This is a genomic window from Aquipseudomonas alcaligenes, from assembly GCF_003205495.1.
Taxonomy (GTDB): Bacteria; Pseudomonadota; Gammaproteobacteria; order Pseudomonadales; family Pseudomonadaceae; genus Aquipseudomonas; species Aquipseudomonas alcaligenes_B.
Map to the genome: position 1 here is coordinate 338217 of NZ_QJRX01000003.1, position 23341 is coordinate 361557.

Consider the following 23341-nt stretch of genomic DNA (forward strand, 5'->3'; position numbering starts at 1 on the left):
GACATGGTTTTCGCCTCCCTCGAATTTCTCCTGCTGTTCCTGCCCACCTTCATGCTGGTGTATGCCCTGGTCCGGCCGGGGGGGCGCAACCATGTGCTGCTGATCGGCAGCTGGATCTTCTATGGCTGGCTGAGCCCGGCCTTCCTCCTGCTGCACGTGGTGCTGACGGCGGTGGGCTGGGTCGGCGGCCTGCTGGTGGAGCTGACCGATGCGCAGTCGCGGCGGCGCTACCGCCTGCTGACACTGCTGATCGTGGCCAACGTACTGGTGCTGTGCTGGTACAAGTACGCCAATATCCTCGCCGCGACCTTCAACGAGCTGCTCAGCGCCTACGGTGCCATGCCGTTCGAGTGGCAGAAGGTGGCGCTGCCGGCAGGCCTGTCGTTCATCGTGCTGCAGGTGATCTCCTACCTGGTCGACGTGCACCGTAAGGTGGTTCCGGTCGAGCGCAGCTTCGCCAACTTCGCCACCTACCTGGCGATGTTCGGCCACTCCATCGCCGGCCCGATCATCCGTTACGACTGGGTGCGCCGCGAGCTGGTGCAGCGCTACTTCAATCCACTGAACTTCGCCCTCGGCGCGCGTCGCTTCATGATCGGCATGAGCATGAAGGTGCTGGTGGCCGACAGCCTGTCGCCGCTGGTGGACGTGGCCTTCAGTCAGGCCAACCCATCCTTCGTCGACGCCTGGATCGGCTGCCTGGCCTACTCGCTGCAGCTGTTCTTCGACTTCGCCGGCTACAGCGCCATGGCCATCGGCCTGGGCCTGATGCTCGGCTTCCACTTCCCGGAGAACTTCAACCGGCCGTACTGGGCGCGCAACATCCAGGACTTCTGGCGGCGCTGGCACATCTCGCTGTCCAGCTGGCTGCGCGACTACCTGTACATCGGCCTGGGCGGTAACCGCCTGGGTACCTGGAAGACCTACCGCAACCTGTTCCTGATCATGGCCATCGGCGGCCTCTGGCACGGCGGCGACAGCTGGAACTACGTGCTCTGGGGCGCTGCCCACGGTATCGCCCTGTGCATCGACCGCGCCTGGAGCCGCGCCGGCCTGCCGGACCTGCCGGCGCCGCTGGCGCACACGGTGACGCTGCTGTTCGTCTGCCTGGCCTGGACCCTGTTCCGCTCGCCGGACTTCGCCACGGCGCTGGGCATGTACGCCGGCCAGTTCGGCTTCAACGGCTTCGCCCTGGGCGATGCCCTGGCGGCGACCTTGCGCCCGGCCCACGGCATCGCCGCCGCCCTCGGCGTGGTGTGCCTGCTGCTGCCGCTGCTGCAGGCCCGTGCCGAGGCGCGCTTCGGCCACAGCCTGAGCTTCCGTGCGGTCGGCGCCCTGTGGCCGGTCGCCGGTTTCCTGCTGTCGTTCGCTCTGATCGCCAGTCGTGAAACCGTACCTTTCCTGTACTTCCAGTTCTAAGGGGACGTCCGTATGTCGAACAAAGACGCTTCCCTCGCCCCGGTGCCGCCGAGTGCGATGACCATCCTGCTCAGTCCGGTGGCCGGGGTGGTGATGTTCGTGTTCCTGCTGGCCGGCCTGCTCAGCTGCCTGTGGGCCATGTTCGTCAGCGGCAAGGTGGACCTGCTGCCCAAGGAGCACGGCTGGGCAGCCATCCGCGAAGGCGAGATCACCCACCATATCGCCAGGGAACTGTCCCATGTGACGCTGGCCAGGAAGGCGGCCGACCTGGAGCGCGCCGCCAGCTGGCTGCTGATCGGCGACACCGGCGCGCGCGTGCGCCAGGGCTGTCCGGGCTGGCTGTTCCTGGCCGACGAGAACCGCATCCACCCGCGTGCCGAGGCCAATGCCCAGGCGCGTGCGCAGAAGGTGCTCGCCGTGCGCGACTGGCTGGCGGCGCGCAACATCCGCCTGCTGGTGGCGCTGGTGCCGGACAAGAGCCGGATCGCCGCCGACCAGCTGTGCGGCATCAGCCGTTCCGCCCAGCTGGCTGACCGCGCACAGCGCTGGCAGGCGCAGCTGCAGCAGGCCGGTGTGGCGGTGCTGGACCTGGCGCCGACCCTGCAGGCGCTCGGCAGTTCGGCCTACCTGCGCAGCGACACCCACTGGAGCGAAGCAGGGGCGCAGGCTGCAGCCCAGGCACTGGCGCCGCAGGTCGGCGTGCTCGGTGTGACCCCGACGCCGGCCCAGCAGCTCAAGCGCGAGCTGCAGGCGGAGGCGCCGCGCCCCGGCGATCTGGTGCGCCTGGCGGGCCTCGACTGGCTGCCGGAAGGCCTGCAGCCAGCCGGCGAACGGGTGGCCGAGTCGCGCTTCAGCAAGGTCGAGCAGGCCGAGGCGCTGAGCGAGGACGACCTGTTCGGCGACAGCCAGCTGCCCAATGTCGCGCTGATCGGTACCTCCTTCTCGCGCAACTCCAACTTCGTGGCCTTCCTCGAGCAGGCGCTGGGGGCCAGCCTGGGCAACTTCGCCAAGGACGGCGGCGAGTTCTCCGGCGCCGCCAGGGACTACTTCGCCAGCCCGGCCTTCCGCGAGACGCCGCCGCAGCTGCTGATCTGGGAGATTCCCGAGCGCGACCTGCAGTCGCCCTACCAGGACGACATCGAGCTGCCGGCGCTGTAATAACTTGTAATGAAAGTTCGCCCGGGGCCCGGCATGCGCTTGCCCCGGTGACGCGGTCAGATGCAGTGGGAGCAGTCCCGGAGCCGGCACTCGCCGGCGCCTTCCCCGCGGTCGAAGGAGGCCGCCATGTCCCGTCTAGCCCTTGTCCTTGCAGTTCTGGCCCTGAGCCTCAGCGGTTGCGCCGTGTACGGTGGTGACTACGGTTACCCCGGCCCCAGCGTGCGCTACTACGAAAGCTACCCGTCCTACCGCGTCTACTACTACGACGATGACCGCAACTACCATCGCTGGCATCGCGACCGCTATCAGGAGCGCCGCCATTCCCACTACGCGCCGGGCTACGACGGCCGCTACCAGTGGCAGGATGGCAGGCGCCACGAGCGCTACCGCGAGCATGACCGTGGCTACCAGCCACCGCGCCATGGCTGGGACCAGCGCTATCACCAGCATGACCGCCGCGACCAGTCGTCCTGGCAGCGCCATGGCGGCCAGCGTTACGACGGCTACCCGCGCAAGCACCAGGAGCGCCGCCACGAGCGCCAGCGCAGCCAGGAGCGCGAGCCGGACCGGCGCAGCCAGCGCGGCGATGGCCGCTACTGGGGGATTTCCAACTGAGTGACGGGTAGCGGGGAGCGTCCCGCTGTCGCCTCAGCGCGGCTCGACGAAGAGTTTCTGCACCGCCGAGAAGTCCAGCTTGCCGTTGCCCTGCTTGAGCAGCAGGCGATACAGCTGCAGCGCCAGCGCACCCATCGGCGTGCTGCTGCCGGTGGCCTGCGCCGCCTCCTGGGCCAGGCCGAGGTCCTTGGCCATCAGCTCGGCCATGAAGCCGCCGCTGTAGCCTTTCGACGCCGGCACGTTGTCCATCACCCCCGGCCAGGGGTTGTACTTCTCCAGGCTCCAGTTGCCGCCCGAACTCTGCCGCATGATCTCGGCCAGCACGGCCGGGTCCAGGCCGCTGGCCACTCCCAGGGCCATGGCCTCGGCGGTGCCGATCATGTGCACGGCAAGCAGCTGGTTGTTGCACACCTTGGCCACCTGGCCGGCGCCGTCGGGGCCGGCATGGAAGATGTTCTTGCCCATGGCGGCGAGGATCGGTCGGGCCTTTTCCAAGGCTTCGGCCTTGCCGCCGACCATGAAGGTCAGGGTGCCGGCGGCGGCGCCGGCGGTACCGCCGGACACCGGCGCATCGAGCAGGGCGATGCCGCGCGCGGCCGCCGCGGCATGCACCTTGCGCGCGGAGTCCGGGGCGATGGTCGAGCATTCCAGCACCAGGCTGCCGGGCGTGATCTTCTGCAGCAGGCCGTCATCGCCCAGGTACAGACCCTCCACATGGCGGCTGGCCGGCAGCATGCTGACCACCACCTGGGCGTCGCGCACCGCCTCGGCGGCGCTGGCGGCAGGCTTGCCGCCGTCCTGGGTGAAGGCGTCCAGCGCCTCCTGCACCAGGTCGAAGGCGGTGACGGCAAAGCCGGCCTTGAGCAGGTTGCGGGCCATGGGCAGGCCCATGTGGCCGAGTCCGATGAAGGCGATCTGGGTCATTGTTGTTCTCCTTGTACAGTCCCGGTGATGGTGTGGCCGCGCAGGGCCTTGTTCTTCCCTCTCCCGTGGACGGGAGAGGGGAGTGTCAGTGCGTAGCCCGGATGCAATCCGGGGCGCGGTTTCGGAGCTTTGCCGGATTTCATCCGGGCTACGGCTCGCTTCTACAGGTCCGCCAGCGGATGCTCGCCCTCCCAGACCGGGGCGAAGTGCGCCGCGATCACCGCCGTCGGGATGGCCGCCGGGTCGGGCCAGTGCCACTTCGGTGCCTGGTCCTTGTCGATCAGGCGCGCACGCACACCCTCGGGGAATTCCGGATGGCGGCAGCAGTTCAGGCTCATGGCGTATTCCATGCGGAACACCTCGGCCAGCGACAGGTGGCGGGCACGGCGGATCTGCTGCCAGACCAGGTGCGCGGTCAGCGGGCAGCCGGCGGCCAGGGTCTTGGCGGCGCGCGCCAGCAGCAGGTCGTCGTCGCCCTGCAGGGCGGCGAGGGCGCGCCAGGCGGCGGGCAGGTCGGCCACGTCGAGCAGCGCGTCGATGCGCTCGCGGCGCGGCAGCCACTGGGCTTGCGGCAGTTCCGCGCGGGCCTCGTGCTCCAGGGCGCGGAGCAGGCTGGTGAGCTGTTCGGCGGCCTGCTGCTGCCAGTTGAGCTGTGTCAGGCCGTCGAGCAGCGCGTCCTGCTGGTCGTCGCGCAGGAAGCGGTCGGCGAGATTCAGGTCCAGGGCGTCACGGGCGTTGATGCTGGCGGCGGTCAGGCCTAGGAACAGGCCGAGCCTGCCCGGCAGACGGGCGAGGAACCAGCTGCCGCCGACGTCCGGGTACAGGCCGATGTTGATCTCCGGCATCCCTAGGCGGCTGCTCGGGGTGACGATGCGGATCGCCGCGCCCTGCATCAGGCCCATGCCGCCGCCCAGCACATGGCCGTGGGCCCAGCAGATCAGTGGCTTGGGATAGGTGTGGATGCGGTGGTCGAGGCGGTACTCGTCGGCGAAGAAGCGCCGTGCCAGCGGCGGCACCTCGCCGGGGTGCTCGCGGCACTGCTGCACCAGCTGCACCACGTCGCCGCCGGCGCAGAAGGCCTTGGGCCCGTTGCCGCGCAGCAGCACGCAGGCGATACGCTCGTCCTCGGCCCACTGCTTCAGCTTGGCGTCCAGTGCCTCGATCATCGGCAGGCTCAGGGCGTTGAGGCTCTTCTCCGCATCCAGGCTGGCGATGCCGATGCGGTAGCCATGCTGGGCGGGGCGTTCTTCGAAATGCAGGTTCATGGCGGTCATCACTTGTTGCGCCACTGCGGGTCGCGTTTCTCCAGGAAGGCGTTGACCCCCTCGCGGGTGTCGTCGGCGTCGAACAGGTCGACGAAGCGCTCGCGCTCCTCCGGCAGCCAGGTGTTCGGCCCGCGTGAACGTGCGCCCTGGATCAGCGGCTTGATGGTGCGCACCGCCACCGGGCTCTGCCGCGCCACCTTGGCCGCCAGCAGCAGGGCGGTGCCGCGCGCCTCGCCGCTGTCCACCACCTGCTCGATGAGGCCGATGCGCAGGGCGGTCTCGGCGTCGATGCGCTCGCCGCAGAGGATCATGCGCTTGGCCCAGCCTTCGCCGACCAGCCAGGGCAGGGCCTGGGTACCGCCGGCGCAGGGCAGCAGGCCGACGGTGGCCTCGGGCAGGGCCAGCTGGGCCTGGCGTTCGGCGATGCGGATGTCGCAGGCCAGGGCGCATTCCAGGCCGCCGCCCATGGCGTAGCCGTTGATCGCGGCGATGGACACGCCGCGGAAGTCGCGCAGGGTCTCGAAGGCCTCGCCGAAGCGCCGCGCCATCTCGCGGGCGCGGGCCTTGTCGCCGTCGGCGAACAGGTTGAGGTCGGCGCCGGCGCTGAAGAACTTGCTGCCCTGGCCGGTCACCACCAGGGCGTAGATGTCGTCGTCGCGGTTGAGGTGTTCGACCACCTGCTTGAGGCCGATCAGCGAGTCGCGGTCCCAGGTGTTGGCCGGCGGGTGGTTGATGGTGATCAGCGCGGTGTGGCCGTGCTTCTCCACCGTCAGCTTGTGGGTCAGGTCGAAGATGCCGGGTTTGTAGGCTTCGATGGCGGTGCTCATAACGCTCCTCGTCGGTGTTCTTGCCCGTCTCATTCATGGGAGATGGGGCAGGGGGAGAGGGTGGCTGTTCGGCCCCCTCTCCCTGACCCTCTCCCCAGGGGGAGAGGGGACTATAAGCAAAAGCTACAGCAGGCGATCGAGCATGCCGCCCTGGTCCAGCAGGCGGCGGGCGATGATCACCCGCATGATCTCGTTGGTGCCTTCCAGTATCTGGTGCACGCGGCTGTCGCGCACCCAGCGCTCCAGCGGATAGTCGTTGAGGTAACCGTAGCCACCATGCAGCTGCAGGGCCTCGTTGCACACCGTGAAGCAGTGGTCGGTGGCGAAGCGCTTGGCCATGGCGCAGTACAGGCTGGCCTCGGCGTGGCCGTGGTCCAGCTTGTGCGCGGCCAGGCGCACCATCTGCCTGCTCGCGGTCAGGTCGGTGAGCATATCGGCCAGCTTGAACTGCAGGGCCTGGAAGGTACTGAGCTGCTTGCCGAACTGCTTGCGTTCCTCGACGTAGTGCAGGCTTTGCTCCAGCGCCGCCTGGGCCGCGCCGAGGGAGCAGCTGGCGATGTTGATGCGGCCGCCGTCCAGGCCCTTCATGGCATAGACGAAGCCCTGGCCCTCCGGACCGATGCGGTTGCCGGCCGGGATGCGCACGCCCTCGAAGGCGATGGTGCGGGTCGGCTGCGCACGCCAGCCCATCTTCAGTTCGTTGCGACCGTATTTCACCCCCGGCGCGTCGCCCGGCACCAGGAAGCAGGACACGCCCTTGGCGCCGTCCTCGCCGGTGCGCGCCATGACGATCAGCACATCGGTGCTGCCGGCGCCGGAGATGAAGCACTTGCTGCCGTCCAGCACGTACTCGTCGCCGTCGCGCCGCGCGCGGGTGCGCAGGTGGGCGGCGTCGGAGCCGGCGTCCGGCTCGGTCAGGCAGTAGGAGGCCAGCAGCTCGCCGCTGCTCAGGCGCGGCAGCCAGGCATCCTTCAGCGCCTGGTCGGCGAAGCTGGCCAGCATCCAGCTGGCCATGTTGTGGATGGTGAGGAAGGCGGTGGTGGCGATACAGCCGGCGGACAGCTGTTCGAAGATCAGCGAGCTGGACAGGCGCGACAGGCCCAGGCCGCCATCCTCTTCCTTGATGTACAGGGCCAGGTAGCCCTGTTCGGCGGCGCGCTTGATCACGTCCACCGGGAAGTGGTGGTCGCGGTCCCAGTCGGCGGCATGCGGCGCCAGCTCCTTCTGGGCAAAGGCGCGGGCGCTGTCGACCAGCAGGCGTTGTTCTTCGTTCAGTTCAAAGTCCATGTTTCCTCACTGCAGGGTGCTGGGCTGGCCGGCCGCCTGCCGCTCGGCCTGCCATTCGGCGAGGCTGGGTGCGGCCTGGGCGCCGTCCAGTTGGTGGACGATCTCGAAATAATCCTGGCGCAGGGCGTCCTTCATCACTTCGGCGCGCGGCTTGACCCGCACGGCGTAGACGCTCTGCACGTTCTGGTGGTCGAAGGCTCGCCACTGCTGCTGATCCTTGAGCAGGCGGTAGCTGTGGCCTTCGAGGGCCTTGATCAAGGCTTCGCTGTCCAGGCTGCGGGCCCGTTCGGCGGCGTCGGCCCACTGGTGGACGATGCTGTAGGCCGAGGCGGCGGCGCTGGAGGGGTAGACCTGGTAGCGCTCGGTGAAGTCACGCACGAAGGCCTTGCCGGCTTCCGAGCCGACCAGCTCGGGCACGCGCCAGGTCCAAGGCTCGGTGCCGATCACGCCCTGCATCAGGCTGGGGCCGGCCTGCTCGACTATGCCCTGGGTCAGGTTGGGCGCGACTATCTGCATGCGCTGGGTCAGGCCCAGGTCCTCGGCCACGCGCATGGCACGCACCAGGTCCTCGCCGAACAGCACCAGCACCAGCACTTCGGCCTGGCTGGCGGCGGCCTGGCTCAGGCGTTCGTGGTAGTCACCGAGGCGGGCGCCGGGGAAGGGCACCTTGAGCCCCGGGTGGCGGGCGATGTCCTGGGTGCCGGTGGCCTGGCGCAGCGAGCTTTCGCTGGTGGTGCCCCAGGTGTAGTCGGCGGTGACGTAGAAGTAGCGCTTGCCCGGCAGGGTCTTGGCCAGGTACTGGCCGAGCACGCGGGCGCTCATCCAGGCGCTGTTGCACTCGCGGAACAGGTAGCGCTGGCCGTCCTTGCCGGTGGTGTCGTTGGAGTAGGTGAGGGTGCCGAAGTACAGCAGGCCGCGCTCGCGGGCGCGCTTGCCGGCGGCGATGGCCACCGCGCTGGAGGCACCGCCGAAGAGCATGGCGGCGCCCTCGTCGGCCAGCTTGTCGACGTTCTTCACCGCCTTTTCCGGGCGCGAGGCGGTGTCCCGGCTGGACAGGCGCAGCGGCCGGCCCAGCACGCCGCCCTGGGCGTTGAGTTCGTCGATGGCCAGCAAGGCTCCGCGCATCTGTGCCAGTCCCTCTTCCTTGTACGGGCCGGTGCGCGGGTAGTTGAGGCCGAGGGTGATGGGCTCGGCGGCATGCGCACAGGCGGTGATCCCGGCCCACAGGGCCAGGGTGGCGGTCAGTCGTTTCATCGGGCAATGGCTCCTTGTTCTTGTTGTGCCGGGGCCACTCTGAGGCCCTGGCGAACGCGGAGGCATTGTCTTTTCGTCTTAGTCGTCCGTTATTGAGGTGAGTCAGGTCTCACTTCAGTTGGATGGTCATGTTCGGTCCACTCACCGGACTGTCATCGAACCAGCGGCTGGTGACCGTCTTGGTCTCGGTGTAGAAGCGCACCGCCTGCTTGCCGTAGGCGTGCAGGTCGCCATAGAAGGAGCCCTTCCAGCCGGTGAAGGAGAAGAACGGCAGCGGCACCGGGATCGGCACGTTGATGCCCACCTGGCCGACTTCCACCGCGTGCTGGTAGTGGCGCGCGGCGCCGCCGGAGCGGGTGAAGATGCTGGTGCCGTTGCCGTAGGGGCTGGCGTTGACCAGCTCGATGGCCTGCTCCAGGGTGTCGACCTCCATGCACACCAGCACCGGACCGAAGATTTCCTCGCGGTAGAGGGACATCTTCGTCGTCACACCGCGGAACAGGGTCGGGCCCAGCCAGTTGCCGTCCGGGTAGCCGGGCACCTCGCAGTGGCTGCCGTCGAGCAGGCACTCGGCGCCTTCGGCCTTGCCCTCGGCGATCAGCCGCTGCACGCGCTGCTTGGCCTGCTGGCTGATCAGCGGGCCATAGGCGGCGCCGCTGTCCTTCCAGTAGCCGGGGCGCAGCTCGGCCATCTGCGCGGCCAGCTCGTCGATCCACTGCTTCGACTCGCCGACGAACACCGCCACGCTGATCGCCATGCAGCGCTGGCCGGCGGCGCCGCAGCTGGCGCCGAGCAGGTTGCTGATGACCTGGTCCTTGGGCGCGTCGGGCATGATCACCATGTGGTTCTTGGCGCCGGCGAAGGCCTGCACGCGCTTCAGGTGCTGGGTACCGGTGCGGTAGATATGCTGGCCCACCGGCACCGAGCCGACGAAGGAGATGGCGCGGATGTCCTCGTGGGTGAGCAGGGCGTCCACCACCTCGCGGCCGCCGTGCAGCACCTGCAGCACGCCGGCCGGCGCGCCGGCCTCGAGGAACAGCTCGGCCAGGCGGTTGGGGGTCAGCGGGTCCTGCTCCGACGGTTTGAGGATGAAGGTGTTGCCGCAGGCGATGGCCAGCGGGAACATCCACAGCGGGATCATCGCCGGGAAGTTGAACGGGGTGATGCCGACGCACACGCCCAGCGGCTGGATATAGCTGGCGGTGTCGATCTCGCGGGCGACGTTCTCCACCGTCTCGCCCATCATCAGGCTGCAGATGTTGGCCGCGTGCTCGGCCACCTCGATGCCGCGCCAGACGTCGCCCTTGGCATCGGCGAAGGTCTTGCCGGTCTCGCCGGCGAGGATCTCGGCCAGCTCGTCGTGGTGTTCCTTGAGCAGGTGCTGGTAGCGCAGCATCAGCCGCGCACGCTCCGGCACCGGCACTTCGCGCCAGGCGAGGAAGGCCTTCTTGGCACTGGCGATGGCCGCCTCGATCTCCTCGTGGGTGGCCTTGGGTGCCAGGGCCAGGACTTCCTGGGTGGCCGGGTCGGTCACTTCGATCAGTTCACGGGCGTGGCTGGCCTGCCACTGGCCATCGATCAGCTGGGGGATCACTCGGGGCATCGCGGGCCTCCTGATTGTTCTTGTGTGCCACTGTTATAGCCGCAGCCGACCAGCCTGTGGATTGACGATCTTGCTCTCGGGATGGACGATCTTGGGATTCGAAACCGGAGAGTCAGCATGGCCGCATCCTTCGAAACCTCCAACTGGCCGCTGCCCGCCGGCGGCCTGCGCTTCATCGTGCCGCCGCGGCTGCGCCGTGTGCTGGCCCGCCACCCGCTCAGCGGCGGCTGCTACCCGCTAGCCCTGGGGTTTTACCCGGAGGCCGCCGGACACCGCATGCAGCGCGCGCAGCCGGACGATCACCTGCTGATCTACTGCCGCGCCGGGCGTGGCTGGCTGGAGACGGTGGATGGACGATTAGAGGTCGGTGGCGGCGACCTGCTGCTGCTGCCGCGCGGCCAGGCCCACGCCTACGGCGCCGACCCCGAGCGGCCCTGGACCCTCTACTGGGTGCACTTCGACGGCAGCCTCGGCGACGACTTCCTGCGCCTGCTGGGCAGGCCCGGCGCCCGGCGCATCGGTGTGCAGCCGCGCCTGCTGGCGGACTTCGAGGCGCTGCTCGGCCTGCACCGCCAGGGCCTCAACCCGGCGCACTTCATCCACGCCGCCCACCAGTTGCAGGCGCTGCTCAGCTCGCTGGCCATACTGCCGGCGCGCACCACGTTGAAGTCCGGGCGGGTGCTGGACGTGGACGCGGTGCAGGCGGTGATGCGCAGCCACCTGCACGGCAGCCTCAACCTCGACGAGCTGGCGGCGCAGTTCAAGCTGTCGCGCTTCCACTTCGCCAAGACCTACCGCGCCCTGACCGGCCACGCGCCGATCCAGGATTTCATCCAGCTGAAGATGGCCCAGGCCTGTCGCCTGCTCGACCAGGGCAGCCTGGAAGTGCGGCAGATCGCCGAGCAGCTGGGCTACGACGATCCCTACTACTTCTCGCGGCTGTTCCGGAAGGTGGTGGGCATGGCGCCCAGTCACTATCGGGCGTTGCACCAGGGCTAGATGAAAAAGCCGTGGGTATCAGCCACGGCCTGTTCTGTCGCGGTCAGCTCGAGCAGACCAGCCCCGCCAGCTCCACCCGGCCGAAGCTGGCGCCGGGATCGAGCGGAGTGATGGCCAGCAGGCGGTCGAGACGCACTTCCTGCTGGCCTGCCTCGGTCTGCAGCACGAGGAACTCCTCCTTGCTCGGGGCCGTGCGCGTATCCAGCGCCCTGGCCACGAAGCTCGGGCCCTCGACCAGCTCGACCTGCAGGCGGTAGCCGTGCATGCAGGCGATCTCCAGGAAGTCGTGCAGATCGCAGTTCAGGGGTTGATACGGGTTCATGGCTTTCCTCCTCGGCTCAGCAACCCTGCAACGGGATGATGAAGTAGCCCTGCCGGGCGATGGCCGCGGCCACCTCGGGGTGGGCCGGCTCGCTGTGGCAGAACTGGCAGCGACTCTGCTCCACATCCGCTTCCGCCACGCCGCGGCTGGCGAGCCAGTCGCGGGCATGGCGGGCGGCGAGGGCCTTGTCGTTGCCTGCGATGAGCACGTCGAAGTGTAGGTAGCTACCGTCGAGCGTGCGCACGTGGGTGTCGAAGACCTGCACCTTCATGTCATTGCTCCTCTTTCCAGGTGGCCGGCAGCGACAGGTCGCCGGAGGCCACGTCCCACACGCTGGAAACGCACAGCAGCGGGTTGTGCAGGTCGGCATTGACCTGCAGGGCAGCGGTCACGCCGTCGTAGTTGAAGCTCTGCGGGAAGCCGACGGCGGCCAGCGGCACGCGGATGCGCGCGGCGTCGCCCTGCACGCTGAGGTCGTAGCCGGGCGAGTCGATGTAGATCGGCGCGCCGGGCCAGGTGGCCGGCAGCCTGGGCTTGGCGCCTTCGGGGATGTCGCGCACCTTGAGGCCGGACGGGCCGCAGCTTTCATCCTTGGTCAGCACCACCCAGTGCGAGTGCCACAGGCCTCCGTCGTTGTCCTGCTTGCCGTCGCCATTTTCGTCCAGCTGCGGAGTGTCGTCGAAGTCCGGGTGCGAGGTCAGCGCCAGGGCGAGGATGCCCGCGCCCGGCTCGAAGCCGACGCTGCCGGCGTCCAGGCTGGTCGGCCAGACATAGCTGTACACCTCGGCGGCGGCGAAGCTGCCCTTGGGCGAAGGCGTGCGGCTGCCGGCCTGGCCGTCGACCAGCTGTTCGAACACCAGGTCGCTGCCGTCCTTGGTCACGCGGGTGTGCACCAGGTCGAAGGCGGCGTCGAGCTGGGTGCTCTTCTCGCTGTGGATGCCGCCCGGGCCATGGGCCCAGGCCTGGCTGGCGAGGAGTGCGGTGAGCGCGAGAGCGAAGGGGGCTTTCATGGCCGGCTCCTTATTTCAGGTCGTCGATGGAGGCGCCGAAGTTCAGGTGCAGCACCTGGCCTTCGACCACCAAGGCGGGCACCGACCTGACACCGGCCGCTTCGGCCTCGGCGACGCGCTGTGGCTGATCGCCGAGGTGGACGACCTCGACCTCAACTTGCGGGGCCAGCAGGGCGAGCAGGGTCTGTTCGGCCGAGACGCAGACGGGGCAGCCGGCGTGGTAGAAGCGTGCGTGGGTCATTTCGAGTCTCCTTCAGGTTAATTTGGTATCGATTCGATACTGAATTGAAGGCTACGCGAACTCCGCGCTTTGTCAATATGGTTTTTAATCGATACTATGTGCCGACAGGAGTGATGACATGACCGCCACGACCCTCTTCGACCTGATCGAACGCCTGACCAGCCTGATGCGCATCTGGAACCGCCAGCACCCGCTGCTGGCGGAGCTGCAGCCGATCCAGGTCAGCGCGCTGGTCTATCTGTCGCGCTGCAACCGCTACTCCAACACGCCGCTGGCGGTGACCGAGTACCTGGGGCTGACCAAGGGCACGGTGTCGCAGTCGCTCAAGGCGCTGGAGGCCAAGGGCCTGATCGAGAAGGTGCAGGACCCGCACGACCGGCGCAGCGTGCATCTGGAGCTGACCGTGCCGGCCCGCGAGCTGCTGGCGGCCATCGCGCCGCCGCAGTTCCTGGTGGCGGCGCTGGAGCAGTTGGGCGAGCGCGCGCAGGCGCTGGAGGCGCTGTTCGGCGACCTGCTGCGGCAGATCCAGCGCAACCAGGATGTGCCCGGCTTCGGCCTGTGCCATACCTGCCGCTTCCACCAACAGCTTGACGGTGCGCCGTTCTGCGGCCTGACCCAGGAGCCGCTGCGCCAGTCCGATAGCGAGCTGATCTGCCGCGAGCATCAGCCGCCACAGGCGGCCTGACCAGGCCTTACACCCGGGCGATGGTCGCCAGGCCGGTGGCGATCAGCTTCTCCGCACCATCCTTCACCGCGAATACATCGGCTCGGCACACCGCCTGGCGCTGGCCGGCCTTGAGCACTTCGGCGCGACAGACCAGGCGCTCGCCGAGGGCCGGCGCCAGCAGGTTGAGCTTGTATTCGCTGGTGACCACGTCGCCGCACACCGAGGCCGCCGCCCAGGCGCAGCCGCTGTCGACCATGAAGCCGACCACGGCGCCGTGCAGGTAGCCGTGGTGCTGGCACAGGTCCGGGCGGCTGCGCACCTGCAGGCTGACCCTGCCGGGTGCGAAGTCGAGCAGTTCGGCGCCCAGCAGCTGGGCGAAGGTGGAGTGTTGCAGGGCCTGTTCCAGGCGTTCGCGGCTGATGCCGGTGACGGTGTCCATGCGGGTGCTCCTCGCAGGTGGGGAACCTGCAGTCTTGGCCGGCTTCGGCGTACGGGCCACATGCATCCACGGCCGTGATGGCCGGGCATCAGCTTGACTTGCCCGCGGCCCTTGCCTAGCGTGCCGCTTCCGTTTTTCGCAGCAGGAACACCGCATGAGCGCCGACGACCGCATCAAACTCGAGCCGGGCTGGAAGGAGGCCCTGCGCGAGGAGTTCGACAAGCCCTACATGCGCGAGCTGAGCGAGTTCCTGCGCGCCGAGAAGGCCGCCGGCAAGGTGATCTACCCGCCGGGCCCGCTGATCTTCAACGCGCTCAATTCCACGCCGCTGGAGCGGGTCAAGGTGGTGATCATCGGCCAGGACCCTTACCACGGTCCGGGGCAGGCCCATGGCCTGTGCTTCTCGGTGCAGCCCGGGGTGGCGGCGCCGCCCTCGCTGGTGAACATCTTCAAGGAGCTCAAGCGCGACCTGAACATCGACATCCCCGAGCATGGCTGCCTGCAGAGCTGGGCGGACCAGGGCGTGTTGCTGCTCAATACCTCGCTCACCGTGCAGCAGGCCAGCGCCGGCTCGCATGCCGACAAGGGCTGGCAGCCGTTCACCGACAAGGTGATCGAGGTGGTCAACGCACGGCCGGGCAACCTGGTATTCCTGCTCTGGGGCTCGCACGCGCAGAGCAAGCAGAAGCTGATCGACAGCACCCGCCACCTGGTGCTGAAGTCGGCGCACCCCTCGCCGCTGTCGGCCTACCGGGGTTTCCTAGGCAACGGCCATTTCAGCCGCACCAACAAGTACCTGGAGCAGTGCGGCCTCACTCCGATCGATTGGCGACTGCCGCCCCTGTAGTCGTCTCGCAGCTCAACCCGGCGATGTCCTCGCGCAGCTCGCCCAGGCGCGCCTGCAGGTGCTGGCGCTGCTGCGCCGAGCTGCTGGCGATCAGCCCGCCCAGCAGCTCGGCCAGGGCCTGCTCGCTGCGGGCGAAGGCGGCACGGTAGTCCTCGCTCCAGTAGTCCTGGCGCTGGGCGAACAGCTGCTCGATACGGGCGGCGAAGTCCTCCGCCTGGCGTTGCTCCAGGGTTGCCAGCAGCGCCGCCTGCCAGCGCTGGCGGCTGTCCAGCCAGAGCGGGCTCTGGCCCTCCAGCTGCCGTGCCCAGCGGGCCACCAGGTCGCGCTGTGCCGCATCGAGCTGGCCGAACCAGGGCTGCAGGCGTTCTTCCATGCGCACGCGGCGGCGCTCCAGCAGCTGGTCCGCCGGCGGGTCGACATACTCGCGGCGCAGCTCGGCGTTTTCCTCGGCCAGGGCCTGGCGCAGCTGTTCGACTTGCTGCGGGCTCAGCTGCTGCAGCAGGCCGGCGGCGGTCGGGCCGACTTCCACGGACACCGCGTCGAGCGCCTGGCGCAGCTGGCCGAGGCGCTGCAGGAGGCGGTCGCTGTCCAGGCGGCCGGCGTCCAGGCGGGCGCCGTCTTCCTCCAGCCAGGCGGCCAGCTGTGGCATCTGCGTGCTGCAGTGCCAGGCCTGGTGCTCCTGCAGGCGTGGCTTGAGCCAGGCCTTCTGCTGGCGATCCAGGTCCAGGTACTGGTCGACCCGCCAGGTCAGCAGCCAGTCCAGGTTGCGGTAGGCCAGGTCGATACGGCTGCAGGCGGCCAGCAGGCCCATGCAGGCCAGCAGTGCCAGGGTGGGTAGGGCGGATGAGCGTCGCATGTCCTTGCCTCATCTTGTCTGCCTCGTCCGAGCATAACCGGCGTTGGCGCAGGCGGCAGCATCGGGACATATCCGCTAAAACTCCTGTAGCGAAGATTCGACTGGAGGCTTAATGATAGTTAGCTAATAATTAGCTTCTGTTTGTATCTGCCGTAATGGCATGTCCAGCATGAGTCCATCAGGTAGCCGCCGTGCGTGATTCCCTCTCGGCCTTCCTTGCGCCCAGCCCCGTGGCGCTGCAGTTCGCCCTCAAGACCCTGCTCAGTGGCGGTCTGGCCCTGTGGTGCGCCTTCCGTTTCGATCTCGACCAGCCGCAATGGGCGTTGATGACTGCCTTCATCGTCGCCCAGCCGCTGGCCGGCATGGTGGTGCAGAAGGGCCTGGCGCGCCTGCTCGGCACATTCATCGGCACCGGCATGGCGGTACTGTTCATGGCCCTGTTCGCCCAGGCCCCCTGGCTGTTCCTGCTGGTGATGGCGCTGTGGCTGGGGCTGTGCACCGGCGCCTCGACCCTGCTGCGCAGCGCCTGGGCCTACTCCTTCGTGCTGGCCGGCTACACGGTGGCGATCATCTGCCTGCCGATCCTCGGCAAGCCGCTGCAGGTGTTCGATGCGGCCGTGGCGCGCTGCACCGAGATCAGCCTGGGCATCCTCTGTTCCATGGCGGTCAGCGCCGTGCTCTGGCCACAGCGGGTCGAGCGACAGCTGGTGCAGCAGGCGCGCGCGGCCTGGCAGAGCGGCACCCAGGCCGCGGCGGCGGCCCTGCAGGGCCGGGCGGCGCAGCGCCAGGGCCTGTTGGAGACCCTCGGCCGCATCGTCGCGGTGGATGCCCAGCGCGAGCATGCCTGGTTCGAGGGCCGGCGCGGCCGCCAGCGTGCCCGCGGCCTGCGCGCGCTGACCCGCGAGCTGCTCGGCCTTCTGCGCACGGCACGTGGCGTGGCGCGCCAGTGGCGGCAGCTGGAGGAGGCCGACGCGCGTGCCCTGGCGCCCTGGCTGGAGCGCCTTCGGGCGCGGCTCGGCGACGCCGAGGCGGCGCCGGATGAGCTGTACCGTGACCTGCTGGCGGCGGCCGAGCAGGCCGAGCAGCCGCCGGCGCGCCGCCACTGTCTGGGGCGCCTGGCGCTGCTGGCGCGGCAGCTGGGGCGTGCACAGCAGGCCCTGCTCGCGGTGGAGCGCGGCGAGCCGCCAGAGGATGCGCCGCCGGCCTTGTCCTGGCATCGCGATGTGCAGACCGCCGCGGTCTATGGCCTGCGCAGCTGCCTGACCCTGCTGGCACTGTCGGCCTTCTGGCTGGCCAGCGGCTGGCCCGCCGCCAATGGCGCGCTGCTGCTGGCGGCTGTGGTGTGCAGCCTGTTCGCCAGCCGGGAGAACGCCGACCTGATCGGCATGGCCTTCCTGCGCGGCATCTTCTACGCCTTGCCGGTGGCCTTCGTCGTCGGCCAGTTGCTGCTGCCGCAGTGGAACGGCTTTGCCATGCTCTGCCTGGGGCTCGGCGTGCCGCTGCTGTGCGGCCTGCTGGCGATGGCGCGGCCGGCGCTGGCCGGCGCCGCCACCTCCTTCTGCCTGCACTTCATCGTGCTCTGTGCGCCGCGCAACGACATGGTCTACGACGTCGCCTTCTTCCTCAACGAGGCGCTGGCCATGCTGATCGGCGTCGGCTGCGCCGTGCTGGCGCTGCGTCTGGTGGTGCTGCGCAACCCGCTGTGGCATGCCCGGCGCCTGCTGCGCGCGACCCTGGAGGACCTGGCGCGGCTCTGCTCGCGCAGCCTCGATGGCGCCGAGAACTGGTTTGGCGGGCGCATGGCCGATCGCCTGCTGCAGCTGGCCCGCCACTACCCGCAGCTGCCAGACGAGCGGCGCAGCCGCTGGGATGACGGCCTCGACAGCCTCGACCTGGGCGACGAGCTGCTGCACCTGCGCGCCTGCCTGGCCGCCGCGCCCGCCACCCCGCGCGAGGCCGAGCGGCGCTTCTTCGCCGAGGTGCAGCACCTGCTGCTGCAGGGGCCGCAGCCGGCCCGGGGCGCGGCCCTGGAGGCGCCGGCCACGGCCCTGCTGCGCGCGCTGCACGAATACCCCCAGGGGATCGAGCTGCGCCTGGCCGAGGCGGCGCTGCTGCAACTGACCCACAGCTGGCGCCAGTGGTGCGACCGGCAAGGAGACTCCAATGGCACTGCGTGAATGGGCCCTGGGCGGCGTGCTGCTCAGCCCCATGCTGCTGTATGCGCTGTTGGCGCTGCTGCTGACCGGCGTGCTGCGCCTGGGCCTGCAGCGTGCCGGGCTGGCGCGCTGGATCTGGCACGAGGCGCTGTTCGACTGCGCCCTGTATGTCTGTGTACTGGCGGCGCTGCTGGCGGCGCTGGCCACCTGGTGAGGAGTTGTAGATGAACGCACTTCCGCGCATGGCGGTGACCCTGATCGCGCTGCTGCTGGCCCTGCTGGCCGGCTGGTGGCTGTGGCACTTCTACATGATCGCGCCCTGGACCCGCGACGCGCGGGTGCGCGCCGACGTGGTCACCCTGGCTCCGGACGTGTCCGGCTGGGTGGTCGAGCTGAAGGTGCAGGACAACCAGCAGGTCAGGGCCGGCGACCTGCTCATGAGCATCGACCGCGAGCGCTACCAGGCCGCCCTGGACAAGGCCCGCGCCCTGGCCGAGACGCGCCGCCAGCAGCTGCGCCTGCGCGAGCACGAGGCCAACCGGCGCACCCGCCTGGGCCCGCAGGCGATCAGCGCCGAGCTGCGCGAGAACGCCCAGATCAACGCCGAGATTGCCCGCGCCGAGTTCCAGCAGGCCGAGGCCGAGGTCAAGCTGGCCGAGCTCAACCTGCAGCGCAGCGAGGTACGTGCGCCACGTGCGGGGCAGATCACCAACCTGCACCTGGCCCAGGGCAACTACGTGCAGGCCGGTCAGGCGGTGATGGCCCTGGTGGCCGACGATTCCTTCTACGTGCAGGCCTACTTCGAGGAGACCAAGCTGCCGGGCATCCGCGTCGGCGCGCCGGCCGAGGTGATCCTGATGAGCGGCGACGAGCCGCTACGCGGCAGGGTGCAGAGCATCAGCCGCGGCATCACAGACCGCAATGCGGCGCCGGATGCGCAGCTGCTGGCCAATGTCGAGCCGACCTTCAACTGGGTGCGCCTGGCCCAGCGCATCCCGGTGCGCATCGAGCTGGAAGCGGTACCTAAGGAGCTGCCGCTGAGCGCGGGGATGACGGCGAGCGTGCGGGTGGAGCGGGAGTAGCGCTGGGCTGACTCGGCCCAGGCTGACTCTGGGCACCTCCAGGCGTAGCCCGGATGCAATCCGGGCTAGGGCAACGATGAGCCAGCAAAAAGGCCGCTCGATGAGCGGCCTTGTCGTACCCGGACCTGGCCTCCAGTCAACCGACCGTGACCTTGGGCATCTCCGGCATGCTCAGGGTCTGCTCGGCGCGCGGCGCCAACACCTCGGCCTCGCCGTCCACCACCTGCTCGGCGTTCTGGTTGAACACCCGGGTGGCCAGGCGCACGCGGCCCTTGGGCAGTTTTTCCAGCACTTCCAGCTTGACCGTCAGGGTGTCGCCGAGCTTCACCGGGCGGGTGAACTTGAGCTGCTGGCCGAGGTAGATGGTGCCCGGGCCAGGCAGGCGGCAGGCGATGGCGGCGCTGATCAGCGCGCCGCTGAACATGCCGTGGGCGATGCGCTCCTTGAACATCGTCTCGGCGGCGAAGGCGGCGTCCAGATGCACCGGGTTGTTGTCGCCGGAGACGGCGGCGAACAGCTGGATGTCGCGCTCCTCCACCCGCTTGTCGAGGCTGGCCTGCTGGCCCACTTCCAGTTTGTCGTAGGGGATGTTGGTGACCTGGGTCATGGCGTGCTCCTAGGCAGTGGTATGGCAACGGCCGCGGGTCAGGGCCCGCTCCAGCCAGTCGCGCAGATGGGTGGTGACCTCGTCGCGGTTGCTCTCGTTGAACAGCTCGTGACGGGCCTCGGGATAAAGCTTGAGTTCGACTTCCCTGAGACCGGCGGCGCGCAGCGCATTGGCCAGGTCGACCAGGCGCTTGCCCTGGCTGACCGGGTCGCGGTCGCCGCCGATCACCAGCAGCGGCAGCGCGCTGTCGATCTGCGCCAGGTTGCGCACCGGGGTGATCTGCTGCAGGCCGGCGAGCAGGTCGCACCACAGCTGGGTGGTGCAGATGAAGCCGCACAGCGGGTCGGCGATGTACTGGTCGACTTCCGCCGGGTCGCGGCTGAGCCAGTCGAAGGCGGTGCGGTTGGGCTTGAAGGCCTGGTTGAACGAGCCGAAGGAGAGCCGGTCGAGCAGCCGGCTGCGCTCCAGCGGGCCGAGGCGCCAGCGCTCGAAGCGGGCGATCGTGCTGGCCAGCTTGTACAGCGCCAGCGGCTGGCAGTTGGAGCCGGACAGGATGGCGCCCTGCAGGCTGCAGCTGTGCTGCATCAGGTAGGCCTGGCCGATGTAGCTGCCCATGCTGTGGCCGAGCAGGAAGATCGGCGTCTGTGGGTGCTGCTGGCGGATGTGGTGGTTGAGCGTGGCGAGGTCGCCGACCACCTTGTTCCAGCCGTCCGCGTCGGCGTAGTGGCCAAGCACGCCGCGTTCGGCGGTGCGGCCGTGGCCGCGCTGGTCGAGGGCGTAGACCTCGTGGCCGGCCGCCACCAGCTCAGCGGCCAGGCGGGCATAGCGCGCGCCGTGTTCGGCCATGCCGTGGGCGATCATCAGCACCGCGCGCGGCGCCGCGTCGCCGTGCCAGCGGCGCACGAACAGTTGGCTGCCGTCGCTGGCGCCGATCCAGAGTTCTTCGAGTTGCATGGCGGGTCCTTGTGCCCTGGGAGTGGCGGCATTGTGCATGGCCCGGCCGGCCGCGCAAAGTGCCACGCCCGCCAAGGCTCAGCGTGGCGCGGCGTAGCGCCGCAGGATGCGCATGTATTCGCCGCTGGCGTGCAGTTCGCGCAGGCCGCGCTCGAAGATCGCCGCCCAGTCCGGCTGGTCGGGGCGCGGTGCGCTGAAGCCGACCATCAGCGGGATGCGCTCCAGCGCCGGCTCCTGCCAGGCCAGGCGCCCGCGCAGCGCCGCGTCACCGGCCACCAGGTGTTCGCCGACGATGCGCTCCAGCAGCACCAGGTCGAAGCGCCGGGCCGCCAGCTTGCGCAGGTTGCTGATGTCGTCCACCGCCTCCTCGGCGAGCAGGCCCGAGGCCAGGATGCGCGGCGGATAGCCGTAGCCGCGCACGATGCCGACCCGGCGCCCGCGCAGGTCGGCCAGGCTGTGCACGGGTTGCCGTTCGTGCTTGCGCACGAACAGGCCGAGCTGGCTGTAGAACAGCGGGCGCGAGGCGATCAGTCGCTCTTCCTTGATCTCCTGCGGCCACAGCGCCAGGGCCCCCTGGTAGTTGCCGTTGCGCAGCTCGGCGCGCACCCGTGCCCAGGGCAGGAAATCGATCTGCGGGGCATGGCCCTGGGTGGCGAAGGCGCGGCGGGTCAGCTCCACTATGCTGCCGCCGCCGGGCAGGTGCTCCGAGCTGTAGGGCGGGTATTCCAGGGTGGCCAGGCGCGGCTCGGCCGCCAGCGGCAGGCAGAACAGGGCGAGGAGGGCGGGCCAGAGTCTTGGGGGCATGAAGGCGGGTATGTCGGGGGCGATTAGTAGCTATAGCCCAGTCGGGCATGAATCGCCGAAAAGCATGGTAAAGATTCACGTGGTCAATGAGTGACCGCGGGTATTTGCCTGTGACGCACCAACTGTTAAGTTCCGGCACAGCCCGGTCGCAATCGCTGGCGTCCGGCCCGCACATTCAGGTCAAGGGGAATAACAACAATGCAACCTGACTTCTGGGACGACAAGCGCCCGGCCGGGGTATCCAACCAGATCGACATGACCGCCTACCGCTCGGTGGTCGAGGTGTTCGAGCGATCCTGCAAGAAATTCGCCGACCGCCCGGCCTTCAGCAACCTCGGCGTGACCATGACCTACGCCGAGCTGGAGCGCCATTCCGCGGCCTTCGCCGCCTGGTTGCAGAAGAACACCGACCTCAAGCCCGGCGACCGCATCGCCGTGCAGATGCCCAACATCCTGCAGTATCCGATTGCCGTGTTCGGTGCCATGCGCGCCGGCCTGATCGTGGTCAACACCAACCCGCTGTACACCGTGCGCGAGATGCGCCACCAGTTCAACGACGCCGGCGTGCGCGCCCTGGTGTACCTCAACACCTTCGGCAAGGCGGTCCAGGAAGTGCTGCCCGACACCCAGGTCGAGTACCTGATCGAGGCGCGCCTGGGCGACATGCTGCCGAGTCTCAAGGGTTGGCTGGTGAACACCCTGGTCAAGCACGTGAAGAAGATGGTGCCGGACTACCAGCTGCCGCAGGCCGTGTCCTTCAAGCAGGCGCTGCGCGAGGGCAAGGGCCACGCCTTCCAGCCGGCCAAGCAGGGTCTGGACGACATCGCCGTGCTGCAGTACACCGGCGGCACCACCGGCGTGGCCAAGGGCGCCATGCTCACCCACGGCAACCTGGTGGCCAACATGCAGCAGGTGCACAACTGCCTGCAGCAGATCGGCGAGGACGGCCAGCCGCTGATGCGCGAGGGTGGCGAGATCATGATCGCGCCGCTGCCGCTCTACCATATCTATGCCTTCACCGCGAACTGCATGTGCATGATGGTCAGCGGCAACCACAACGTGCTGATCACCAACCCGCGCGACATCCCCGGCTTCGTCAAGGAGCTGGGCAAGTGGCAGTTCTCCGCGCTGCTCGGCCTCAACACCCTGTTCGTCGCGCTGATGGATCACCCGGACTTCAAGAACCTCGACTTCTCCCGCCTCAAGCTGACCAACTCCGGCGGTACTGCGCTGGTCAAGGCCACCGCCGAGCGCTGGCAGCAGATGACCGGCTGCACCATCGTCGAGGGCTATGGCCTCACCGAGACCTCGCCGGTGGCCACCACCAATTGCTACGGCAAGCTGGCGCGCCTGGGCTCGGTGGGCATTCCGGTGGCCGGCACCACGCTCAAGGTGATCGACGACAACGGCGTCGAGCAGCCGCTGGGCGAGCGCGGCGAGCTGTGCATCAAGGGCCCGCAGGTGATGAAGGGCTACTGGCAGCGCCCCGAGGCGACCGCCGAGGTGCTGGACGAGGAGGGCTGGTTCAAGACCGGCGACATCGCCGTGATCGACCCGGACGGCCATGTGCGCATCGTCGACCGCAAGAAGGACATGATCATCGTCTCCGGCTTCAACGTGTACCCCAACGAGATCGAGGACGTGGTCATGGCCCACCCCAAGGTGGCCAGCTGCGCGGCCATCGGCGTGCCGGACGAGAAGTCCGGCGAGGCGGTCAAGCTGTTCGTGGTGGCCCGCGAAGGTGGCGTCACCGTCGAGGAGATCAAGGCCTACTGCAAGGAGAACTTCACCGGCTACAAGGTGCCCAAGCACATCGTGCTGAAGGACGCCCTGCCGATGACGCCGGTCGGCAAGATCCTCCGCCGCGAGCTGCGCGACATCGCCTGACGCCCGTTCCCGGCCGGCACCGCGTGTGCCGGCAGGTGCCGAAAAGCCCCGTCCCAGGGGCTTTTTTGTCCCGTGGTGGCGCTGGTGACCAGGCTGGGTGGTTCGGTCACTTTTATGA

General features: G+C 68.8%; 25 protein-coding genes. 10 read left to right on the forward strand and 15 right to left on the reverse strand.

Translation table 11 applies throughout. From position 1 onward, the window contains the following. Positions 1–3: 3 nt before the first annotated feature. The 3 genes from DMO17_RS06960 to DMO17_RS06970 all read left to right on the forward strand — a co-directional run bounded on the left by DMO17_RS06960 (position 4) and on the right by DMO17_RS06970 (position 3192). A complete protein-coding gene (locus DMO17_RS06960) occupies positions 4–1419 on the forward strand; it encodes an MBOAT family O-acyltransferase (protein WP_110681768.1) in 1416 nt (471 codons plus the stop codon). Positions 1420–1431: 12 nt separating this feature from the next. After that, positions 1432–2577 (forward strand): alginate O-acetyltransferase AlgX-related protein, encoded by a 1146-nt coding sequence (locus DMO17_RS06965; protein ID WP_110681769.1) that lies wholly within the window; start codon positions 1432–1434, stop codon positions 2575–2577. A gap of 126 nt (positions 2578–2703) precedes the next feature. After that, positions 2704–3192, forward strand: a complete 489-nt coding sequence (locus DMO17_RS06970; protein ID WP_110681770.1) for a hypothetical protein — start codon at positions 2704–2706, stop codon at positions 3190–3192. Between the two features lie 33 nt (positions 3193–3225). Here DMO17_RS06970 and mmsB read toward each other — a convergent pair whose 3' ends face one another. From mmsB to DMO17_RS07000, 6 genes are all read right to left on the reverse strand, one after another. After that, the gene (gene mmsB, locus DMO17_RS06975) at positions 3226–4116 is read right to left on the reverse strand and encodes a 3-hydroxyisobutyrate dehydrogenase (RefSeq protein WP_110681771.1); all 891 of its coding nucleotides are present in this window, start codon (positions 4114–4116) and stop codon (positions 3226–3228) included. A gap of 161 nt (positions 4117–4277) precedes the next feature. Next, positions 4278–5381, reverse strand: a complete 1104-nt coding sequence (locus DMO17_RS06980; protein ID WP_110681961.1) for an enoyl-CoA hydratase/isomerase family protein — start codon at positions 5379–5381, stop codon at positions 4278–4280. 8 nt (positions 5382–5389) lie between these two features. Next, positions 5390–6208, reverse strand: a complete 819-nt coding sequence (locus DMO17_RS06985; RefSeq protein WP_110681772.1) for an enoyl-CoA hydratase — start codon at positions 6206–6208, stop codon at positions 5390–5392. 123 nt (positions 6209–6331) lie between these two features. Next, positions 6332–7495 carry an acyl-CoA dehydrogenase family protein gene (locus DMO17_RS06990; protein ID WP_110681773.1) on the reverse strand — a complete coding sequence of 388 codons (1164 nt, stop codon included), beginning with the start codon at positions 7493–7495 and terminating at the stop codon, positions 6332–6334. A gap of 6 nt (positions 7496–7501) precedes the next feature. Then, positions 7502–8749: an ABC transporter substrate-binding protein gene (locus DMO17_RS06995; RefSeq protein ID WP_110681774.1), complete on the reverse strand. Its 1248-nt coding sequence runs from the start codon at positions 8747–8749 to the stop codon at positions 7502–7504. 109 nt (positions 8750–8858) lie between these two features. Next, positions 8859–10352, reverse strand: coding sequence for a CoA-acylating methylmalonate-semialdehyde dehydrogenase (locus tag DMO17_RS07000; protein WP_110681775.1), 1494 nt, complete (start codon positions 10350–10352; stop codon positions 8859–8861). 117 nt (positions 10353–10469) lie between these two features. Between DMO17_RS07000 and DMO17_RS07005 the strand changes: the two genes are divergently transcribed. Further along, positions 10470–11351 carry an AraC family transcriptional regulator gene (locus DMO17_RS07005; protein ID WP_110681776.1) on the forward strand — a complete coding sequence of 294 codons (882 nt, stop codon included), beginning with the start codon at positions 10470–10472 and terminating at the stop codon, positions 11349–11351. A 43-nt stretch (positions 11352–11394) separates the two neighbouring features. On the opposite strand, the gene DMO17_RS07010 is transcribed toward DMO17_RS07005, so the two are convergent. From DMO17_RS07010 to DMO17_RS07025, 4 genes are read right to left on the reverse strand one after another with little or no spacing between them, the layout of a single operon-like run. Next, a complete protein-coding gene (locus DMO17_RS07010; RefSeq protein ID WP_110681777.1) occupies positions 11395–11673 on the reverse strand; it encodes a Rho-binding antiterminator in 279 nt (92 codons plus the stop codon). A gap of 16 nt (positions 11674–11689) precedes the next feature. Next, positions 11690–11944 (reverse strand): DUF2024 family protein, encoded by a 255-nt coding sequence (locus tag DMO17_RS07015; protein WP_110681778.1) that lies wholly within the window; start codon positions 11942–11944, stop codon positions 11690–11692. A 1-nt stretch (position 11945) separates the two neighbouring features. Then, positions 11946–12683 (reverse strand): hypothetical protein, encoded by a 738-nt coding sequence (locus DMO17_RS07020; RefSeq protein WP_110681779.1) that lies wholly within the window; start codon positions 12681–12683, stop codon positions 11946–11948. Positions 12684–12693: 10 nt separating this feature from the next. Beyond that, positions 12694–12924: a glutaredoxin family protein gene (locus DMO17_RS07025; RefSeq protein WP_110681780.1), complete on the reverse strand. Its 231-nt coding sequence runs from the start codon at positions 12922–12924 to the stop codon at positions 12694–12696. 118 nt (positions 12925–13042) lie between these two features. Here DMO17_RS07025 and DMO17_RS07030 point away from each other — a divergent pair, with 118 nt between their 5' ends. Further along, on the forward strand, positions 13043–13609 hold the full coding sequence (locus DMO17_RS07030) for a MarR family winged helix-turn-helix transcriptional regulator (RefSeq protein ID WP_110681781.1): 567 nt from the start codon (positions 13043–13045) through the stop codon (positions 13607–13609). A gap of 7 nt (positions 13610–13616) precedes the next feature. On the opposite strand, the gene DMO17_RS07035 is transcribed toward DMO17_RS07030, so the two are convergent. Further along, complete coding sequence (locus DMO17_RS07035; protein ID WP_110681782.1) at positions 13617–14030, reverse strand: PaaI family thioesterase; 414 nt, start codon at positions 14028–14030, stop codon at positions 13617–13619. Between the two features lie 154 nt (positions 14031–14184). Here DMO17_RS07035 and ung point away from each other — a divergent pair, with 154 nt between their 5' ends. Next, on the forward strand, positions 14185–14877 hold the full coding sequence (gene ung, locus DMO17_RS07040; protein ID WP_110681783.1) for a uracil-DNA glycosylase: 693 nt from the start codon (positions 14185–14187) through the stop codon (positions 14875–14877). On the opposite strand, the gene DMO17_RS07045 is transcribed toward ung, so the two are convergent. Continuing rightward, a complete protein-coding gene (locus DMO17_RS07045) occupies positions 14843–15733 on the reverse strand; it encodes a DUF6279 family lipoprotein (protein WP_110681784.1) in 891 nt (296 codons plus the stop codon). The genes ung and DMO17_RS07045 overlap by 35 nt on opposite strands. Before the next feature lie 191 nt (positions 15734–15924). Between DMO17_RS07045 and DMO17_RS07050 the strand changes: the two genes are divergently transcribed. Genes DMO17_RS07050 through DMO17_RS07060 form a run of 3 tightly spaced genes read left to right on the forward strand, consistent with a single transcriptional unit; the run spans position 15925 to position 18971 of the window. Then, positions 15925–17910 carry an FUSC family protein gene (locus DMO17_RS07050; protein ID WP_110681785.1) on the forward strand — a complete coding sequence of 662 codons (1986 nt, stop codon included), beginning with the start codon at positions 15925–15927 and terminating at the stop codon, positions 17908–17910. Beyond that, positions 17897–18103: a DUF1656 domain-containing protein gene (locus DMO17_RS07055; RefSeq protein ID WP_110681786.1), complete on the forward strand. Its 207-nt coding sequence runs from the start codon at positions 17897–17899 to the stop codon at positions 18101–18103. The genes DMO17_RS07050 and DMO17_RS07055 overlap by 14 nt, the downstream gene beginning before the upstream one ends. A 10-nt stretch (positions 18104–18113) precedes the next feature. Continuing rightward, positions 18114–18971, forward strand: coding sequence for an efflux RND transporter periplasmic adaptor subunit (locus DMO17_RS07060; protein WP_110681787.1), 858 nt, complete (start codon positions 18114–18116; stop codon positions 18969–18971). 136 nt (positions 18972–19107) lie between these two features. Here DMO17_RS07060 and DMO17_RS07065 read toward each other — a convergent pair whose 3' ends face one another. From DMO17_RS07065 to DMO17_RS07075, 3 genes are all read right to left on the reverse strand, one after another. Continuing rightward, entirely contained in the window at positions 19108–19578 is a 471-nt protein-coding gene (locus DMO17_RS07065) for a MaoC family dehydratase (RefSeq protein ID WP_110681788.1), read from the reverse strand. A 9-nt stretch (positions 19579–19587) separates the two neighbouring features. Then, positions 19588–20532 (reverse strand): alpha/beta hydrolase, encoded by a 945-nt coding sequence (locus DMO17_RS07070; protein ID WP_110681789.1) that lies wholly within the window; start codon positions 20530–20532, stop codon positions 19588–19590. A 78-nt stretch (positions 20533–20610) separates the two neighbouring features. Further along, a complete protein-coding gene (locus DMO17_RS07075) occupies positions 20611–21336 on the reverse strand; it encodes a substrate-binding periplasmic protein (protein WP_110681790.1) in 726 nt (241 codons plus the stop codon). A gap of 198 nt (positions 21337–21534) precedes the next feature. Between DMO17_RS07075 and fadD2 the strand changes: the two genes are divergently transcribed. Next, the gene (gene fadD2 / locus DMO17_RS07080) at positions 21535–23223 is read left to right on the forward strand and encodes a long-chain-fatty-acid--CoA ligase FadD2 (RefSeq protein ID WP_110681791.1); all 1689 of its coding nucleotides are present in this window, start codon (positions 21535–21537) and stop codon (positions 23221–23223) included. Positions 23224–23341 lie beyond the last annotated feature (118 nt).

What these genes read in the sequence shown, in the direction of transcription:
- DMO17_RS07025 (WP_110681780.1), bottom strand. Translation starts at nt 12,924, where the DNA reads ATGACCCACGCACGCTTCTACCACGCCGGCTGCCCCGTCTGCGTCTCG.
- DMO17_RS07020 (WP_110681779.1), bottom strand. Translation starts at nt 12,683, where the DNA reads ATGAAAGCCCCCTTCGCTCTCGCGCTCACCGCACTCCTCGCCAGCCAG.
- DMO17_RS06985 (WP_110681772.1), bottom strand. Translation starts at nt 6,208, where the DNA reads ATGAGCACCGCCATCGAAGCCTACAAACCCGGCATCTTCGACCTGACC.
- DMO17_RS07075 (WP_110681790.1), bottom strand. Translation starts at nt 21,336, where the DNA reads ATGCCCCCAAGACTCTGGCCCGCCCTCCTCGCCCTGTTCTGCCTGCCG.
- DMO17_RS06980 (WP_110681961.1), bottom strand. Translation starts at nt 5,381, where the DNA reads ATGAACCTGCATTTCGAAGAACGCCCCGCCCAGCATGGCTACCGCATC.
- DMO17_RS07030 (WP_110681781.1), top strand. Translation starts at nt 13,043, where the DNA reads ATGACCGCCACGACCCTCTTCGACCTGATCGAACGCCTGACCAGCCTG.
- DMO17_RS06970 (WP_110681770.1), top strand. Translation starts at nt 2,704, where the DNA reads ATGTCCCGTCTAGCCCTTGTCCTTGCAGTTCTGGCCCTGAGCCTCAGC.
- DMO17_RS06995 (WP_110681774.1), bottom strand. Translation starts at nt 8,749, where the DNA reads ATGAAACGACTGACCGCCACCCTGGCCCTGTGGGCCGGGATCACCGCC.
- DMO17_RS07005 (WP_110681776.1), top strand. Translation starts at nt 10,470, where the DNA reads ATGGCCGCATCCTTCGAAACCTCCAACTGGCCGCTGCCCGCCGGCGGC.
- DMO17_RS07055 (WP_110681786.1), top strand. Translation starts at nt 17,897, where the DNA reads ATGGCACTGCGTGAATGGGCCCTGGGCGGCGTGCTGCTCAGCCCCATG.
- DMO17_RS07000 (WP_110681775.1), bottom strand. Translation starts at nt 10,352, where the DNA reads ATGCCCCGAGTGATCCCCCAGCTGATCGATGGCCAGTGGCAGGCCAGC.
- DMO17_RS07070 (WP_110681789.1), bottom strand. Translation starts at nt 20,532, where the DNA reads ATGCAACTCGAAGAACTCTGGATCGGCGCCAGCGACGGCAGCCAACTG.
- DMO17_RS07015 (WP_110681778.1), bottom strand. Translation starts at nt 11,944, where the DNA reads ATGAAGGTGCAGGTCTTCGACACCCACGTGCGCACGCTCGACGGTAGC.
- DMO17_RS07065 (WP_110681788.1), bottom strand. Translation starts at nt 19,578, where the DNA reads ATGACCCAGGTCACCAACATCCCCTACGACAAACTGGAAGTGGGCCAG.
- DMO17_RS07045 (WP_110681784.1), bottom strand. Translation starts at nt 15,733, where the DNA reads ATGCGACGCTCATCCGCCCTACCCACCCTGGCACTGCTGGCCTGCATG.
- ung (WP_110681783.1), top strand. Translation starts at nt 14,185, where the DNA reads ATGAGCGCCGACGACCGCATCAAACTCGAGCCGGGCTGGAAGGAGGCC.
- mmsB (WP_110681771.1), bottom strand. Translation starts at nt 4,116, where the DNA reads ATGACCCAGATCGCCTTCATCGGACTCGGCCACATGGGCCTGCCCATG.
- DMO17_RS07060 (WP_110681787.1), top strand. Translation starts at nt 18,114, where the DNA reads ATGAACGCACTTCCGCGCATGGCGGTGACCCTGATCGCGCTGCTGCTG.
- DMO17_RS06960 (WP_110681768.1), top strand. Translation starts at nt 4, where the DNA reads ATGGTTTTCGCCTCCCTCGAATTTCTCCTGCTGTTCCTGCCCACCTTC.
- DMO17_RS07010 (WP_110681777.1), bottom strand. Translation starts at nt 11,673, where the DNA reads ATGAACCCGTATCAACCCCTGAACTGCGATCTGCACGACTTCCTGGAG.
- DMO17_RS06990 (WP_110681773.1), bottom strand. Translation starts at nt 7,495, where the DNA reads ATGGACTTTGAACTGAACGAAGAACAACGCCTGCTGGTCGACAGCGCC.
- DMO17_RS07035 (WP_110681782.1), bottom strand. Translation starts at nt 14,030, where the DNA reads ATGGACACCGTCACCGGCATCAGCCGCGAACGCCTGGAACAGGCCCTG.
- DMO17_RS06965 (WP_110681769.1), top strand. Translation starts at nt 1,432, where the DNA reads ATGTCGAACAAAGACGCTTCCCTCGCCCCGGTGCCGCCGAGTGCGATG.
- fadD2 (WP_110681791.1), top strand. Translation starts at nt 21,535, where the DNA reads ATGCAACCTGACTTCTGGGACGACAAGCGCCCGGCCGGGGTATCCAAC.